The organism is Micromonospora sp. NPDC023814, assembly GCF_040639595.1.
GTDB lineage: Bacteria > Actinomycetota > Actinomycetes > Mycobacteriales > Micromonosporaceae > Micromonospora.
Map to the genome: position 1 here is coordinate 1 of NZ_JBFAAF010000017.1, position 16,745 is coordinate 16,745.

General features: G+C 71.5%; 9 protein-coding genes. 6 read left to right on the forward strand and 3 right to left on the reverse strand.

Features of this window, described 5'->3' with window-relative positions:
* Positions 1-248: 248 nt before the first annotated feature.
* The 5 genes from AB0G14_RS11990 to AB0G14_RS12010 all read left to right on the forward strand — a co-directional run bounded on the left by AB0G14_RS11990 (position 249) and on the right by AB0G14_RS12010 (position 7,330).
* A complete protein-coding gene (locus AB0G14_RS11990; RefSeq protein WP_357696401.1) occupies positions 249-1,076 on the forward strand; it encodes a universal stress protein in 828 nt (275 codons plus the stop codon).
* Between the two features lie 127 nt (positions 1,077-1,203).
* On the forward strand, positions 1,204-3,606 hold the full coding sequence (locus AB0G14_RS11995) for a phosphoketolase family protein (protein WP_357696402.1): 2,403 nt from the start codon (positions 1,204-1,206) through the stop codon (positions 3,604-3,606).
* Entirely contained in the window at positions 3,603-4,475 is an 873-nt protein-coding gene (locus tag AB0G14_RS12000) for a universal stress protein (RefSeq protein WP_357696404.1), read from the forward strand. The genes AB0G14_RS11995 and AB0G14_RS12000 overlap by 4 nt, the downstream gene beginning before the upstream one ends.
* A 41-nt stretch (positions 4,476-4,516) precedes the next feature.
* The gene (locus tag AB0G14_RS12005; RefSeq protein ID WP_357696406.1) at positions 4,517-5,554 is read left to right on the forward strand and encodes a nitroreductase; all 1,038 of its coding nucleotides are present in this window, start codon (positions 4,517-4,519) and stop codon (positions 5,552-5,554) included.
* Between the two features lie 99 nt (positions 5,555-5,653).
* A complete protein-coding gene (locus AB0G14_RS12010; protein WP_357696576.1) occupies positions 5,654-7,330 on the forward strand; it encodes a GAF domain-containing protein in 1,677 nt (558 codons plus the stop codon).
* A gap of 99 nt (positions 7,331-7,429) precedes the next feature.
* Here the strand turns inward: AB0G14_RS12010 and AB0G14_RS12015 are convergent, their stop codons facing one another.
* Complete coding sequence (locus tag AB0G14_RS12015) at positions 7,430-8,068, reverse strand: response regulator transcription factor (protein WP_357464030.1); 639 nt, start codon at positions 8,066-8,068, stop codon at positions 7,430-7,432.
* A gap of 303 nt (positions 8,069-8,371) precedes the next feature.
* Between AB0G14_RS12015 and AB0G14_RS12020 the strand changes: the two genes are divergently transcribed.
* Positions 8,372-9,346 carry a nitroreductase gene (locus AB0G14_RS12020; protein WP_357696408.1) on the forward strand — a complete coding sequence of 325 codons (975 nt, stop codon included), beginning with the start codon at positions 8,372-8,374 and terminating at the stop codon, positions 9,344-9,346.
* A 91-nt stretch (positions 9,347-9,437) separates the two neighbouring features.
* On the opposite strand, the gene AB0G14_RS12025 is transcribed toward AB0G14_RS12020, so the two are convergent.
* The gene (locus AB0G14_RS12025; RefSeq protein ID WP_357696410.1) at positions 9,438-9,806 is read right to left on the reverse strand and encodes a hypothetical protein; all 369 of its coding nucleotides are present in this window, start codon (positions 9,804-9,806) and stop codon (positions 9,438-9,440) included.
* Between the two features lie 41 nt (positions 9,807-9,847).
* A complete protein-coding gene (locus AB0G14_RS12030) occupies positions 9,848-16,720 on the reverse strand; it encodes a polymorphic toxin-type HINT domain-containing protein (protein ID WP_357696412.1) in 6,873 nt (2,290 codons plus the stop codon).
* Positions 16,721-16,745: the final 25 nt, after the last annotated feature.

Consider the following 16,745-nt stretch of genomic DNA (forward strand, 5'->3'; position numbering starts at 1 on the left):
ACGGGGTGTGGCCCGCCGTGCCCGGCGCAGGGATCAAGCCTGACCGCCCGGAGCCGGGCACAGCGGGCCACACCCCCACCACCACGCACCGCAACCCAACACCCACCACGACACCCACAACAAGCCACAGCGCCACCAGACCGGCGAGCCGCCACGCAGGAGCAACCGCCGATCACACCCCGCGGCCCCACCGCCGGTACTAGCCTCGACGACAGGGCCGGGCGCGACGCCTGCGGAGGTGATGCCGGATGGCCGCAGCCACCGAGGCGGCCGTGCTGGTCGGGCTCGGCTCGGAGCGCAACCTGCCGGTGGTCAGGCTGGCCGCGCAGGAGGCCGCCGCGCACGGCCGCCCGCTGTGCCTGCTGCACGCGTTCAACTGGACGGCCGCGCTGGAGGCCCCGTCGATCGCGGGGCCGCGCGCCGAGGCCGAGGATCTGATCTCCAGGGCCGCCGAGGTCGCCGCCGAGGTCGAGCCGTCGCTGCCGATCAGCGGCGAGATCGTCGAGGGTGCCGTCGTCGCCACCCTGGTCCGTCGGTCGGAGTCGGCGTTCCTGCTCGCCATCGGAGACGCCGGCATGGCGGCCTGCGGCGACTGCGTGCCGGCCGACGTGCCGGCGGTGCAGCTCGCCGCCCGGGCCGGATGCCCGGTGCTGGTGGCCCGCCGGGATCCGCCGCCGCAGGGCCCGGTGCTGGTCGGGGTGGACGGCTCCGCCAGTTCCCTGGGCGCGCTGGAGTGGGCTTTCGAGTGCGCGGCCCGGCGGGAGTCGCGGCTGCTGGCCGTCCGGGTCGTCGAGCCGGAGGACGGCACGGAGGACCCCGGCCTGCTCGTCGAGTTGGTGGCGCGGTACGCGCGCCGGTTCCCGTCGGTGCCGGCGGAGTGCCACACGATCCGCGGCGACCCCGGTACCGTCCTGGTCGAGCAGTCCCGCTCGGCGCAGGTGGCACTGGTCGCCGCCCGGGGCGACGAGCCGTGGCGGGGCATGCTCGGCGCGGTCAGCCAGGCGCTGCTCTACCACTCCCCCGCGCCGGTGATCGTGGTGCGCGGGCTGACGGGGGGGCCGGTGGACGGGGCGTAACGCCCGCCCGGCGCGGGACCAACGGCCCTGATCCACATCGGCGCCGACCGGCGAAGCTGGGACCGGCCCGGACGAATCCGCGCTCCGAGGATGCAGGATTCCCCTATCCGCGAGAGGCTCATGCAGCATGGACACCGCTCTCGACCTGCACAGCCCCCTGACACGAGACGAGCTGCGCCGGCTGGACGCCTACTGGCGAGCGGCGAACTACCTGACCGTCGGGCAGATCTACCTGCTGGACAATCCGCTGCTCCGCGAGCCGCTCGCGGCCGAGCACGTCAAGCCGCGGCTGCTCGGCCACTGGGGCACCAGTCCCGGCCTGAACCTGCTCTATGCCCACCTCAACCGGGTGATCGTCGCCCGTGACCTGCGGGCCATGTTCGTGACCGGTCCCGGCCACGGCGGCCCGGCGATCGTCGCGAACACCTGGCTGGAGGGCACCTGGAGCGAGCGGTACCACCACATCGGCCGCGACGAGGCCGGCATGGCCGGGCTGTTCCGCCAGTTCTCCTTCCCCGGCGGCGTCCCGAGCCACGTGGCGGCGGAGGTGCCGGGTTCGATCCACGAGGGCGGCGAGCTGGGGTACGCGCTGAGCCACGCCTACGGCGCGGCGTTCGACAACCCCGACCTGCTGGTCGCCTGCGTCATCGGGGACGGGGAGGCGGAGACCGGCCCGCTCGCGGGGAGCTGGCTCTCCAACGTGTTCCTCAACCCGGCCCGCGACGGGGCGGTGCTGCCCGTCCTGCACCTCAACGGCTACAAGATCGCCGGCCCGACGGTGCTAGACCGGATTCCCGAGGACGACCTGCTGGACATGATGCGCGGCTTCGGCTACCAGCCGTACGTGGTGGCCGGTGACGACCCGGCGACCGTGCACCAGACGCTCGCCGCCACGCTGGACCGGGCGCTGGACGAGATCGCCGACATCCAGCGGCGGGCCCGCTCCGGCGGCACCGTCGAGCGGCCCCGCTGGCCGATGATCGTCCTGCGTACGCCGAAGGGCTGGACCGGGCCGCGGGACGTCGACGGCAAGCAGGTGGAGGGCACCTACCGCGCGCACCAGGTGCCCCTGGCGGAGGTACGGAAGAACCCGGAGCACCTGGCCGAGTTGGAGCGCTGGCTACGCAGCTACCGCCCGGAGGAACTCTTCGACGCGACCGGCGCGCCGGTGGCCGAGCTGGCCGAGCTGCCCCCGACGGGCGAGCGGCGGATGAGCGCCAACCCGGTCACCAACGGCGGGCTGGTGCTGCGCGACCTGAGGCTGCCGGACTTCCGCGACTACGCCGTCGACGTGCAGCGGCCCGGCGAGACCGTGGCCGGGGCCACGGGCGCGCTGGGCCCGTGGATACGCGACGTGATCACCGCCAACCCGGAGACGTTCCGCCTCTTCGGCCCGGACGAGGTCGCCTCGAACCGGCTGGGCGCGGCGTTCGAGGTCACCGACCGGGCGTGGATGGCCGGGACGGTGCCCGGCGACGAGCACCTCTCGCCGGACGGGCGGGTGATGGAGGTCCTCTCCGAGCACCTGTGCCAGGGCTGGTTGGAGGGGTACCTGCTCACCGGCCGGCACGGCATCTTCACCAGCTACGAGGCGTTCATCCACATCGTCGACTCGATGGTCAACCAGCACGCCAAGTGGCTGAAGGTCACCCGGGGCATCCCGTGGCGCACACCGGTGGCGTCGCTGAACTACCTGCTGTCGAGCCACGTGTGGCGGCAGGACCACAACGGCTTCTCCCACCAGGACCCGGGCTTCATCGACCACGTGATGAACAAGAAGGCCGAAGTGGTACGGGTCTACCTGCCGCCGGACGCGAACACCCTGCTCTCGACGATGGACCACTGCCTGCGCAGCCGGCACTACATCAACGTGGTGGTGGCCGGCAAGCAGCCCGCGCCGAACTGGCTGTCGATGGACGAGGCGGTCATGCACTGCCGGCGGGGCATCGGCATCTGGGACTGGGCCAGCACCGACGGCGGCGAGGAGCCGGACGTCGTGCTCGCCTGCGCCGGCGACGTGCCGACGCTGGAGACGCTGGCCGCCGCCGACCTGCTGCACAAGCACCTGCCGGAGCTGAAGGTGCGGGTGGTCAACGTGGTCGACCTGATGCGCCTGCAGCCCCCGACGGAGCACCCGCACGGGCTGTCGGACAAGGAGTTCGACACGATCTTCACGCGGGACAGGCAGGTCATCTTCGCCTACCACGGCTACCCGTGGCTGATCCACCGGCTGACCTACCGCCGGACCAACCACGACAACCTGCACGTGCGCGGCTACAAGGAGGAGGGCACCACCACCACGCCGTTCGACATGGTGATGCTCAACGACCTGGACCGCTTCCACCTGGTCATCGACGTGATCGACCGGGTGCCCGGGCTGGCCGCCCGGGCCGCCCACCTGCGGCAGGACATGGTCGACGCGCGCCAGTCCTGCCGGGACCACACCCGCCGGTACGGCGAGGACGACCCTCGGGTGGCGGAATGGCGCTGGGTCCGCGAGACGGACGCCGGTCTGAGAGGTGAGGCATGAGCGGCAACGAGATCCTGGTCGGCTACGACGGCTCCCCCGACGCCTCGGTCGCGCTGGAGTGGGCGCTGGAGGAGGCCGGCCGCAGCGGACGCCCCGTCCGGCTGGCGTACGTCTTCGAGTGGGTCACCGTGGCCGGCTGGGTCGGCCCCGGCATCGCCCCGGGCATCTGGCCGGACGAGGCGGCCCGCCGGCAGGTCGAGGAGCTGGTACGCAAGGCGGCGGCGGACGCGGTCGCCGCGCACCCGGAACTGACCGTCACCGGTGAGGTGTTCGACGGGCCGCCCACGGTGGTGCTCCAGGAGCGTTCGGCCCGGGCCGGCCTGCTGGTGCTGGGCACGCGGGGGCACGGCGGTTTCGGCGGGCTGCTCGTCGGTTCGACGGCGGTGGCGGTCACGGCCCACGCGCACTGCCCGGTCGTGGTGGTCCGCGAGGAGGCAGCCGCAGGCGGGCGGGCGGGGCCCGTGGTGGTCGGCGTGGACGGCTCGGAATGCTCGCTGGTGGCGCTCGGCTTCGCGTACGAGCAGGCGGCCGCCCGGGGGCTGCCGCTGCACGTGCTGCGGGCCTGGCATCCGGGGGCCGGCCAGCGCCCGCCGTCGGGTCCCGAGGCGCGGGAGGCGGCGGCTGCCGACCGGGCCGAGCTGGACGAGCCGCTGGCCCGCTGGAGCCGGACCTTTCCCGACGTGGAGGTCGAGGCGCAGGTGGCGGCGGGCAGCCCGGCGTCCCTGCTGGTCGACGCCAGCCGCAACGCCTCCCTGGTGGTGGTCGGCACCCGCGGCCGGGGCGGCCTGAAGGGGATGCTGCTCGGCTCGGTCAGCCAGCAGCTCATCCAGCACGCCCACTGCCCGGTGGCGGTCGTCCGCGAGCGGTGAGAGGAGGGGACCTGGTCCGGGCAGTGTCGGGCTGGGGCACGATGGGGAGAAACGGAAGGGTCGAGACGATGAGCCACGAAACGCCGGCCAGGGACCGCCCGCTGACCACCGCCCTCGCGGAGGCCGCCGCGACGGCCGGGCACGCGCCGTCGGTGCACAACAGCCAGCCGTGGCGGTGGCGGGTGCTGCCGGACGCGCTGGAGCTGGGCGTGGTCCGGGATCCCCGGCTGACCGCCACGGACCCGGAGGGCCGGCTGGTGGCGTACAGCTGTGGGGCGGCGCTGCACCACGCGCGGGTGGCGCTGACCGCGGAGGGCTGGACGGCCGTGGTGGAGCGGATGCCTGACCCGGACGCCCCTGATCTGCTCGCCCGGCTGACGGGGCTGGGCCGCGTGGAGGCCGACCCGGAGGCCATGCGCCTGGTGCAGTGCATGCAGGTCCGGCACACGGACCGGCGCCCGGTCAGCGACGAGCCGGTGCCGACCGACGCGCTGGGGCGGATCGCGGCGGCGGTCGCCGCCGAGGGGTGCCAGCTCCAGTTCCTCGACCGCGACAACATCCTGGAGCTGGCCGCCGTCGCCAGCCACGCCGCGACGGTCGAGGCGGAGGACTCGCAGCTGCGCGAGGAGTTGGAGTACTGGACGAGCCGGGGCGGCTCCGGCACCGGCCTGCCGCCGGAGGTGCTGCCCGAGGAGGCGCCGCAGACCACCGTGCCGGCCCGGGACTTCGGCCGCCCCGGCACCCTGCCGGTCGGTCCGGGGCACGACCGGGCCGCCGTGTACGGGCTCCTCTACGGCGACGAGGACGAGCCGGACAGCTGGCTGCGCGCCGGCGAGGCGCTCTCGGCCGCCTGGCTGACCGCCACCCGGCTCGGGGTGTCGGTGGTGCCGCTGAGCGGCGTGGTGGAGGTGGCGGGCACCCGGCAGACGCTGCGTGGGCTGCTGGCCGGCCTCGGCTACCCGTACCTCGTGCTGCGGCTGGGGATCGCGGACCCGGCGCACGCCGGACCGCCGCACACCCCGCGGCTCGAGGTGCGGCAGGTGGTGGACACGTCGGCGGTCCGCGCCGGGGGCGCGTAGCGCGCGCCTTGGGCCACGGCCACCGGGAGATACCATCGCCCGGTGGCCGCCAGCGCACCGAACCCGCCGTACGAACCGCACGTGACCCCCTCCCTGGGGCTGAGCCCGCTGTCCCGGATCCGGCTCGACGAGCTGCTCCAGGAGATGCTGGACCGGGTCGGCGAGGTGGTGACCAGCCGGGAGCGGCTGCGGGCCCTGCTCGACGCGGTGGTCGGCATCAGCACCGACCTGGATCTGCGCAGCACCCTGCAACGCATCGTGGAGGCGGCCTGCGAGCTGGTTGGCGCCCGCTACGGCGCGCTCGGCGTGATCGGCCAGGACCGGATGCTGCACGACTTCATCACCTACGGCATCGACGCGGAGCTGCACGCGAAGATCGGCGACCTGCCCCACGGGCGGGGCGTGCTCGGCCTGCTCATCGACGATCCGCGCCCGCTGCGGATGCCCGACATCACCCAGCACCCGAAGTCCTACGGGTTCCCGCCGCACCACCCGCCGATGCACAGCTTCCTCGGCGTGCCCGTGCGCATCCGCGACCACGTCTTCGGCAACCTCTACCTGGCCGAGAAGCAGGGCGGCGCGGAGTTCACCGAGGACGACGAGGAGATCGTGGTCGCGCTCGCCGCGGCGGCCGGCGTGGCGATCGAGAACGCCCGCCTCTACGCGCTGGCCCACCGGCGGGAGCGCTGGCTCGCCGCGACCGCCGAGATCACCGGCGTGCTGCTGGGCGAGGTGCGCCGCACCGACGCGCTGAGGCTGGTGGCACGGCGCGCCCGCGAGGTCGCCGAGGCGGAGGTGGCGCTGGTCCTGCTCTACGACCCCGATGCCGAGGAGTTCACCGTCGAGGTGGTGGACGGGGCGGACGAGCAGGCCGACGCGCTGGTCGGCACGGTGCTGCCCGCGGCCGAGACGAGCTTCGCCGCCGCCGTCGTCGAGGGCCGGCACGACCAGGTGGCGGACCTGGCCCACGCCGCGCCCTGGCCGGCGTTGCTGAGCACCGGGCCGGCGGTGGTCGCCCCGCTGGCCACGGCCGACACCCTGCACGGCGTGCTGGTGATCGCGCACCGCCCCGACCGGTTGCCCGTGGCCACCGACGACGACATGGCCCTGTTGGGCAGCTTCGCGGGGCAGGCCGCGCTGGCCATGGAACGGGCCCGCGGGCAGGAGGAACGGGAGCTGCTGGTGGTCCTGGAGGACCGCGAGCGGATCGCCCGGGACCTGCACGACGTGGTCATCCAGCGGCTCTTCGCCACGGGCCTGCAGTTGCAGAGCGCCGCCCCGATGGCCACCCGGCCGGAGCTGGCCAAGCGGATCAACGCGGCGGTCGACGACCTGGACGCCACCATCAAGGACATCCGCCGCACCATCTTCGAGCTGCGCACCCCGATGAGCGCGGCGCTGCGCACCGAGATCCGCGAGGCGGTCGAGGTGGCCGCCGAGTCACTCGGCTACCGGCCCCGCCTGGAGCTGACCGGGCCGATCGACAGCGCCGTCCCCGACGAGGTCCGTCCCGACGTCACCGCCGTGCTGCGGGAGGCGCTCTCCAACGCCGTACGCCACGCCCAGGCCACCCGGATGACCGTGGCGGTGCGCGTCGACGCCGGCAGGGTGACGCTGACCGTCACCGACAACGGGGTGGGCTGCGACCCGGCCGCCGCGCGCGGCGGGCTGGTCAACCTGCGCGAGCGCGCCGAGCGACACGGTGGCGAGTTCGAGGTACGCCGGGCCGAGCCCCGCGGCACCGAACTCCACTGGTCCGTCCCCCTGCCCGCCTGACGCCGCGACCCGGCGCCCGCTCGTGCGGGCTTCCTCGCGCACGCTGTCGAGCTGCCCCACGGGACGGGGCAGGACGACGGACGCGACGGCCGGTGGCGGTCAGCGGGCCTTGCCGAGGAGCCGGGTGGCGAGGACGGCGGCCTGGGTGCGGCGCTCCAGGCCGAGCTTGGCCAGCACGCTGGAGACGTAGTTCTTCACCGTCTTCTCGGCCAGGAACATCTTCCCGGCGATCTCCCGGTTGGTGAGGCCCTCGGCCACGTACTCCAGGATCCGCCGCTCCTGCTCGGTGAGCGACTTCAGCTCGCGGGGCTGCTCGACGCCGCTGCGGATGCGCTCCAGCACACGGGTGGTGATCGCCGGGTCGAGCAGCGACTGGCCGGCCGCCACCCGGCGCACGGCGTCGACCAGGTCGGTGCCGCGGATCTGCTTGAGCACGTAGCCGGCGGCGCCGGCCATGATCGCCGCGAAGAGCGCCTCGTCGTCCTCGTACGAGGTGAGGATCAGGCCCTTGATCGACGAGTCCACGGCCCGGACGTCCCGGCACACGTCGATGCCGTTGCCGTCGGGCAGCCGTGCGTCGAGGATCGCCACGTCCGGCCGCAGGGCCGGGATGCGGCGGGCCGCCTCCTGGGCCAGGCCGGACTCGCCCACCACCTCGATGTCACCGCTGCTCTGCAGCAGGTCGGCCAGGCCACGACGGACGACCTCGTGGTCGTCGAGCAGGAACACGCGGATCATCCCTCGTTTCTACCCCGTTCCCACCGGTTTTCGCACGGGCCGAAGGTCCCGAACCGGGCCGTCCGGGCTGTCGTCCGGCGCCACCCCGCCGGGATGCCCGCGGGCAGGTGGGCGGAACCAGCCGGGCCGAAGGCCCCTGACCTGCGACGGAGCCAGCCCGGCCGAAGGTCCCTGACCTGGGACGGGGCCGGTCGGGCCCGGCGGGACGGGACGTCCGGCCCTGCCCGCACCCCGCCCCGCTGACGCACCGTGGAGGTGTACCGGACGGGGGCGGCAGGACCTGCCACGGGAAGGAGCACAATCATGGACACCGGCTTCACCGTCGAGCAGCTACGGGCCGCCGCGACCGACGCCGTACGGGCACCGTCGCTGCACAACACCCAGCCGTGGCGGTTCCGGCTGCGCGACGGCGGCATCGAGGTGCTGGTCGACCCGGCCCGGCGCCTGCCGGCCACCGACCCGAACGGCTGGGGCGTCCGGATCGCCTGTGGCGCGGCGCTGTTCAACCTGCGGCTCTCCCTCGCCGCGGCCGGCGCCCCGGCGACCGTACGGCTGCGTCCCTACCCGGCGGAGCCGGACGTGGTGGCCCGACTGGTCCCGGACGTGCCGCGCCACCCCACCCCCGCCGACCAGGCCCTGCACGCGGCGATCCCCCGCCGGTTCAGCAACCGGGCGCCGTTCTGGCCCGACCCGGTGCCCGCCGACGCCCGCTGGCGGCTGGCCGAGGCGGCCCGCGCCGAGCACTGCTGGCTGGAGCTGCTGATCGGGGTCAGCGCCGTCAACGCGTTCGCCGAGATCGCCCGCAGCGCCCACCGGGTCCTCGAACGCGACCCGGCGTACGTGGCCGAACGCCAGGAGTGGGTGCGCTCGACCCCCGCCCCCGACGGGGTGCCGGTCGCGTCCGGCGGACCGCTGGGCGAGCCGCAGGACCTGCTGCCCTCCCGGGGCTTCGGCGGCCTGGACCGGGCGCCGGGGCGCGACTTCGAGCCGGAGCCGCTGGTCGTGGTGCTCGGCTCGCCCGGCAACACCGCCGTCGACCAGGTCGTCGCCGGGCAGGCGTTGCAGCGGGTGCTGCTGACCGCGACGGATTCGGGGCTGGCGGTGTCGATGCTGTCCCAGCCGATCGAGGTGCCGAGCGCGCGGGAGCGGTTGCGGCTGTCGCTGGGGCGGTTCGGCACGCCGCAGATGGTGATGCGCATCGGGTACGGCCAGCCGGGCTGGCCGACCCCGCGCCGCGACGTCGAGAAAGTTCTCGATCTGCCGGTGCCGCACGTGTAAGCAATGACTCCTATCTGCCCAACGGCCGGCAATTCACGCAACAGGTGATCCCTGCGACGACTGCCGCAGGGATCACCATGTCTGCGCCGTGTTACTGCGAGGAAGGAACCGACCAGTCCCAGTTGGGCTCACTCTTAAACCTGGACAGCACCTCCGGGTATGGAACGAGCTCACCGTGGTTGGTATCAAGAAGCCCGTCGAGTTGCGGGAGAACGACTTCGAGCAGCCGCCGCACGCAACCGACGCCAGAATACTCGACGAGGATTCCGCCAGCCTCGTTTACATGACCAGCTATATCTTCCAGTTCCCTTTCCTCATACTCCGACATGACGTCGTTGGATAGATCGATACCGAACGAGCATTCGCCCATCGTCAAGAGGTCGAACGGCTCCCTCCGGCGATACTCTCCCGCCCTCCGCAAGCGGTTTTCAAGCTCCGACCTGCCCTTGGGGTCGGACAACAAAACGATTGTTGGACGCATCCCATCCCCTACCTGCAGCTCTAAGGCTTGATGACTTCCAGGAGAAGTTCCTTATCCCTCGTGACCATGACCCCCGCCCGCTCCAGTCCCTTGACCACACTTCCTCGAGCTTGAGGAATATACACGACCACGGGGAGATTCGTGAGTGTCTGCGTCTTGAGAGCCTGCTTTAAGGCACCCTTGGCATTTCCACTCTTCACCTGAATCACGGCGTTCCTTGTCACAATGTCGAAGTCAGTCAAAGGCTCAGCGTTCTCGCCTATGATCTTGATGCCTTCCGCCCGCACATGTCCCGGGTAGCGCCCTTGAATCTCGGCCACAAGTTCCGGAACGAGAGGATCGTCACCCTTGCCAACCAAGTGAGAGGGAACCCCTGGGCCACACCCATTGTTATGCACGAGCACAGGCGCGTCGTCGACCATGACGAAATAGGTGTGCAACTCGGCAACGGTCAGATCGTGCATCACCTTCGCTCCGACGTAGGAGCGAACGGCCCTTACCGTAACCTCGCGCCCGTCGCCCGAACGCAACTTCTCGCCAACTCGTAGGTCCGCCGCGTAGACCCACTCATCCCGTTCTTCACTCCAGAACGGATGGTGATTCGTGGTCCGGAGGACCGACTCACCCCCACCCTTAACCGCAACCCGCACATCGGTCAGATCCGTGTCCTCGTTACGGTGGAGTTGGGTGACCGGTTTAGCTGCCGTGCGGCCGGTTTCGGGATCGGCGGCGACAACCTGATCGCCTTCCTTCAGTTCCTCAATCGGCCTTTCCACCCCGTCGGGCATCAAGACCTTTGTGCCGGGGGCGAAGCTGTGCTTGACGAGGCATGCCTCCGCCTGCTCAATGATGTCGTCGGCCCACTTGGACTCCTCGGACCACTTCATCAACGCCTTGCCCGCCCGGCCGAGCATCTTGACCAGGTCTCCGGCCTTGTTGGCCAACTGGAGGGCCTTGCCCCACGGCAGCATGCCGGCGAGTGACCAGGCGCATGCCTTCAGGTCACCGCCGATGCAGTCCATGATGTCGTTGATGCCGAAGAACTCGAGCAGGATCTGACCGCCGGCCTTGATGATGATGTCAATGGCGTTCTGCTTCTTGATTTCCTTGGCGCGCTTGATCTGCTCGTCGGTGGGGCCGCCGTTCTTTCCGCCCTTGCCGCCACCGTTGCCGCCGCCGGCCTCATGCGCCGCGCGGGCCGCAGCCCAGTCGTCGTCGCCGCACCTGCCGTTGCAGCCGTCGTTCGGGCCGTCGACCTCGACGTAGTCCCCGTACAAGTCCTCGTAGTCCGCGCCACCGCGACAGTTGTCGTCGGAGCAGGACTTGAGGCCGGTCGGGTCAGCGAAGGTGACCGGGCTGTTGTTGCCGTAGGCGTAGGCGTTCCACTGCTGCGGGTCGGTCAGGTCCTGGATCGGGTCGACCGAGATGAAGCGCCCCAACCCGGGGTCGTACTGTCTCGCTCCGATGTTGGTCAGGCCCGTCGGGTCCTTGTCGCCGCCGACGAAGCCCTTGCTGTTGGTCCACTGCGGTTGGCTACCGCGCGGATCGCCGTACGGGGTCTGCCGACGGACGCTGACCGCCTGGGTGCCGGCGTTGATCGCGGTCTGCTGGGTGCCCTGGTGGTCGGTGTAGAGCCAGGTCAGCCCGCTCGGCGTCCGGTTACCCACGGTCTTGCCGGCGAAGCTGTAGTAGCGGGTGCCGGTGACGACCGAGGTGTTCTCGCGCCGGATCTCCTGGCCCGGCAGGTAGAGGGTGGTGCCGGTGGCGTCGCGGCGGATCAGCCGCACGCCGTCGGCGTCGTAGATGTTGGTCTCGACGGTCTGCCCGCCCGCGCTCACCGAGGCGAGCTTGCCCTCGGAGTTCCAGTTCAGCGTCTGGGAGTTGGTCCCGGTGTCGCAGGCGTTGGCGGCCGTGCCGGTCGGCCGGCAGGTCATGTTGCCGGCGTCGTCGTACGCGTACCTGGTGGTGACCGCCGACTGGCCCGGCGCCTGGGTGACGACCTGGGTGACGGCGTGCGGCCGCACGACGTCCTTGCCGCTGGCGGGCGTCGTGTAGGAGCGGCTGGTGTCGCCGGCGGCGGTGTGCACCTTCTCGGTGCTGCGGTTGCCGACGTCGTCGACGGTCCACTCGTGCCAGTACGGCGCCGGGCCGCCCAGGTTGGGCAGGCTCGGGTCCGCGGCGCAGTCGATGCCCGACTTCGGCGTCCACGCGTTGGTCATCCGCTGGAGGTCGTCGTAGCGGAAGCACTGGGTGTCCGCCGCGCCGACCTCCGGGGTGTCCGCGATCGACAGGATGTTGCCGGCCGCGTCGCGCGTGAAGCGGGTGTCCGCCACCGTCCCGGTCGCGGTCTCCGGCTTGATCTTCACGCGGTCGACCCGCCGGGTGGTCAGGTCGTAGTAGGTGGTGTCCTGGACGTACACCCCGCCGTCGACCTTGCGGGTGGTCAGCGTCGGCTCACCGTACTGGGTGTAGTCCTGACCGATGACGTAGCGCCCGACGTTGATCAGGTTGGTGGCCAACTCCGTCGGCAGGCCGGTGACGGAGTCGTACTTCGTCTCGACCTTCTCGGTGGTCAGGCCGCCGCCGGCCGGGTAGGTGATGGCGGTCGGGCTGCCGTCGTACGGCGAGTAGCCGTAGGCGTAGATCCACGTGCCGGCCAGGTTGGTGCCCTCGTTGGCCGGGATGACGTAGTTCGCGCCGGTCGGCTGGTAGCGGGTGTTGAAGCCGCGCGCCTGCCACTTGTAGGCGTTGGCGGAGCCCGCCGACTCGTACCGGATGCTCTGGGTGAGCTGACCGCGGACGGTCTCGCCGCTGTAGAGCTTGTCGTACTTCCACTCGGCGAGCTTGTTCGTCGCCGCGATGCTGCCCTGGTAGAGGCCGGTCCGCCGGCCCAGCGAGTCGTACTGGTTGACGAGCACGTTGTCGTTGGCGTCGGTGGTCGTCTCCACCTGGTCGTACTCGGTGTAGGTGGTGGTGGTCGTGCCCTTGTCCGGGTCCTTCGCGGTGATCTGCCGGCCCTTGACGTCGTAGGCGTTGACCCACTCGTTGCCGCCGGTGTCCTTGACGAGCGCCAGCTGGCCCTTGCGGTTGTAGGTGTAGGTGGTGACGTGGTCCGGCTTCGTCCCGGTCGCGTCGACCCGCTGGCGCAGCTCGACGGTGCGGCCCTCGATGTCGGTCTTCGTCGTCGTGACCGTGCCGCCCTGCGGCGGGGTCACCGTGGTGGTGTCACCCAGGTAGCGGGTGGTGGTGCGCCACTTCTCGATGAGGTTGGTGACGCCGTCGGTGCCGAAGAAGATCCCGTCGGTGGGCCGGGAGGCGTTGTCGTAGACGGTCTTCGACAGCGCCGGCACCGACCACTCCGGCTCCCACCAGAGCGCGCCAGAGGGCGCGCCCGGCTCGGCGTGCGCCTGGTAGGTCGTGACGGCCCGGCCGGTGGCGTCGTACAGCGTGTCGGTGACCACCCGGTCACCGCCCACGCCGGCGACCTGTGTCTGACGCGGCCGCAGGAAGGCGTCCTTGATGTCGTACGACGTGAGGTAGCCGCCCCCGGCGTGCAGGGTCCGGCTCTTGGTGTACGGGTAGGCGTCCCTGTTCGGCGCGTACGAGTAGGTGTACTCGACCGACGGGCTGGTTGGGTTGTCCGCCTTCGACCAGCCGATCTTCCAGCCCCGGGCGAGCCGGCCCATCGGGTCGTACTCCATGTCGGCGACCCGGCCGTTGTAGTCCGTGGTCCGGATCGGCTGACCCCAGTAGGGCCGGGTCTCGATCGTGGTGGTCCAGTCGGTGGTGCTGCCGTTCGGGTCCGGCGTCTTCGTGACCACCTTGGTGACCGGGCCACCGGTGGCCGGGGTGTACTCCGTGGTCACCGTCCGGCCGCGCGTGTCGGTGGCGGTCTTCGGCCGCCCGTACGCGTCGAAGGTAGCCTGGCTGACGGTCTGCCAGACGGTGCCGCCTGCGGCCGACCAGTCCTTCAGCCGGTCGACCCGGGTGACCGCACCCGTCGTCGGCGCGGTGTCGACGCTGGTCGCGCCGTCGTAGAACTTCCGCTCGTCAGCCAGGATGTCGTCCTGGCTGGCGGGCGCGGTCGCGCAGGGCACCGCCTTGACGGTGGTCTGCTTGACCGTCTGCGTGATGTTCGCGCCGGTGTTGCGGTTGTACAGGTAGGTCGTGCACTTCTCGTCGCCGGTCTTGGCGATGTCACCATCGAACTGAACGCTGTCCGTGGTGCCGTAGGTGTCGTTGAAGCTCGACACCGACCGGGAGACCCGCCAGCCCGACGCCCCGTCGACGCCCAGCGCGGTCGCGTTGTAGGCGATCCGGGTGTTGGTCCAGCGGGCGGTGACCTCGTCGCCGTTGATGGTGCGGGTGGCGAGCGCCGGCGAGCGCCACGGCACGTTGACGGTCTTGCTGACCGGCTTGGTGTCGACGCCGTTGTAGACGACCTGCTCGCGCACCATGCCGGCGAACTGGTCCTCGTCGTACACCGTCTCGGTGCCCAGGGACGCGGCGACGGTGACGTCGCGGGTGCCGCCGGACTTGTTCAGCCGGTCGCCGTGCATGCCCCGCAGGAAGGTGGTGCGGGTCAGGGTCTGCGTCGGGGCGTCGCCCTTGCGGACCTCGACCTGGGCGAAGCCGCGGAACTGGTTCCACGTCTTGCGCTTCGGCTTGACCAACCCGTTGTCGTCGGCGTAGTGCCAGGCGGGGTCGCCGAGGAACTTGTAGTAGGTGTTCTGCACCGGCTGGCCGCGGTCGGAGCCGCTGGCCATGACCATGATGTCCGACTCGGACACCTGCTTCACGACGTACTTGTGCCAGTACTCCGTGAGTTCCTTGCTGGAGTCGTACGGGTCCGGGCCGACCACCGGGTAGCAGAGCCGGGTGTTGGTCTCCGGCGCCGACGGCAGGCTGCCGGAGGTGCAGTCGGGCAGGCTGTAGGTGACCTGGATCTTGCCGCCGGTCTCGGTGACGATGTTGCCGATCCGCATCCGGTTGTTGCTGGTGTTGTTCTTGCTGAGGACCCGGTTCGGCATCGACACCGGCTCGAAGGTCACCGGCGGCATCGCCTCCGTGCCGCCGACGAGGCCCTTGTACTGCAGCGAGCTGAGCCACAGGCCGGCGTGGTCGCTGCCGTCACCGACCGCCGGGTAGGTGTGGCTGAGCGTCCACGAGTCGACGGGCTGCCAGGCCGGGGTGGTCTTCGTGGTGTCCCAGACCTGGGTGGTGACGGTCGACAGCCGCTTGGTGGTCCAGAACGTCGGACCGTAGTTCTCCTTGCAGTCCGCCGCCCCGGCCGTACACTCCTGGTCCCACGGCACGTCCTTCCAGTGCGCCGCGTCCTTGACGTGGCAGTCCGACGCGCACCGGTCGACGCTGGTCAGGACGACCTGCGCGAGCGGGGTCACGGACCGGTCGGTGGCGCCGCGGTCCCAGGTGCCGTAGTCGATCCGCTTGAGCACGCCGCCCCGGGTGTACAGGGCCTTGTTGGTCGATGTGGCGTTCTTGCCGTAGTAGTTGGTCTCCTTGTCGTACCAGTACGACAGGGTGTTGCCGCGCGGGTCGACGACGTAGTCGAGGTTCCACCGCCAGGTCTGGTTGCAGAACGACGAGGCGAACGACGAGACGTTGCACGGCTCGTCGGTGTGGTTGCCGGCGACGGGGACGGTCCACGCGGAGTTCGTCGCGCTGCCCTGCCCCGGCAGGTTGTTCAGGCCGAAGAAGTACTGCACGCCGTCGGACGTGGTGACCTTCCAGTGCTCACCGTTGTCGTCGCCGTTGCCGGCGCCGGTCAGCTTCTCGATCTTCGAGCCGTCCTCGTTGCGGGTGTGCCACCCCTTGCCGGCCTCGTAGATCAGCTCGCCGCCGCGCCCGTTGAGCGACAGCGTGGCGTTGTCGGACCGCCAGCACTGGTCGCCGGTGCGGTTGGTGCTGTTGTTGCCGCCGGTCATGTCGTCGGCGCACGGCACGTAGCTGCGCTCGATGTAGCCGGACCAGAGGTCGAAGCCCTCACCGACCCAGGACGGCTGGCTGTTCGACGCGTCCGACTGGCCGTCGACCTTGTCGGAGGTGTAGGACAGGCCCAGGGTCGGCGCCGGGCCGCCGATGGCCGGCGGCATCCGCATCGGGTACGACCAGGTGAATCCGCCCGTCGACGTGCCCGCCGACCAGGTCGCGCTGGCCGACATCGGGGTGGCGGAGAAGTCGCCCTCCGGCCCGGAGGAGCCGGCCGCCAACGCCACCAGCGTGGCGGCGGTTCCGGCGCTCCGCGCGTCCGCGCCGCTCGCCGTGACCGGCACCTCGGCGCTGACGGAGCTGCCGTCGTTGCGGGACTTCAGCGGCGTGGCCGCGCACTCGGCCTTCCCGGGGTTGCGCAGCCCGCACTCCGGCACCTGCCAGAGGGTGAGCCGCGACGACCAGTTGCCGCCGAAGGCGTGCTTGAAGCCGCGGTAGTCCACCGAGACGGTGGCGGCGCCCGGCTGGGGCGCGGCCCCGTCCGGCGCGCCGGTCGCGCCCGCCCTGGTCGCCGGCTGGTCGGCGCTGACGCCGCCGACGCGCAGCAGCAGGCCGTCGCGCCAGCGCGCCGGCACCGCCGACCGGTCCAGCAACTCCACCGACACCGCCGACGCGCGGTCGCCCGCCGCACCCGGGGCGCGGCCCACCGACACCGGCAGCGCGCCCGCCTTCACCGGCGCGACGGCGGCCCGCCGCTCGCCGGCCGGTGCGGCGGGCAGGGTCACGGACGCCTTGCCCGGCTTCGGCCACACCGGGGCGGCGAGCTTCGCGCTCTCGGCCTCCTTGACGGGGTACGCCCGCCCCTGCGCGGTGGTGCCGTGCTTGTCGAGCTTCTCGCGCTGGCCGGTGAGCTTCGCCGGATCGGGCGCCGCCTGCGCGGGCACCGACAGGCCCGAGACGGCAAGCGCG

Bases quoted from the DNA above. Each gene is read 5' to 3' on its own strand.
- AB0G14_RS12020 (WP_357696408.1), top strand. From the start codon at position 8,372: ATGGACACCGGCTTCACCGTCGAGCAGCTACGGGCCGCCGCGACCGAC.
- AB0G14_RS12000 (WP_357696404.1), top strand. From the start codon at position 3,603: ATGAGCGGCAACGAGATCCTGGTCGGCTACGACGGCTCCCCCGACGCC.
- AB0G14_RS12005 (WP_357696406.1), top strand. From the start codon at position 4,517: ATGGGGAGAAACGGAAGGGTCGAGACGATGAGCCACGAAACGCCGGCC.
- AB0G14_RS11995 (WP_357696402.1), top strand. From the start codon at position 1,204: ATGGACACCGCTCTCGACCTGCACAGCCCCCTGACACGAGACGAGCTG.
- AB0G14_RS11990 (WP_357696401.1), top strand. From the start codon at position 249: ATGGCCGCAGCCACCGAGGCGGCCGTGCTGGTCGGGCTCGGCTCGGAG.
- AB0G14_RS12015 (WP_357464030.1), bottom strand. From the start codon at position 8,068: ATGATCCGCGTGTTCCTGCTCGACGACCACGAGGTCGTCCGTCGTGGC.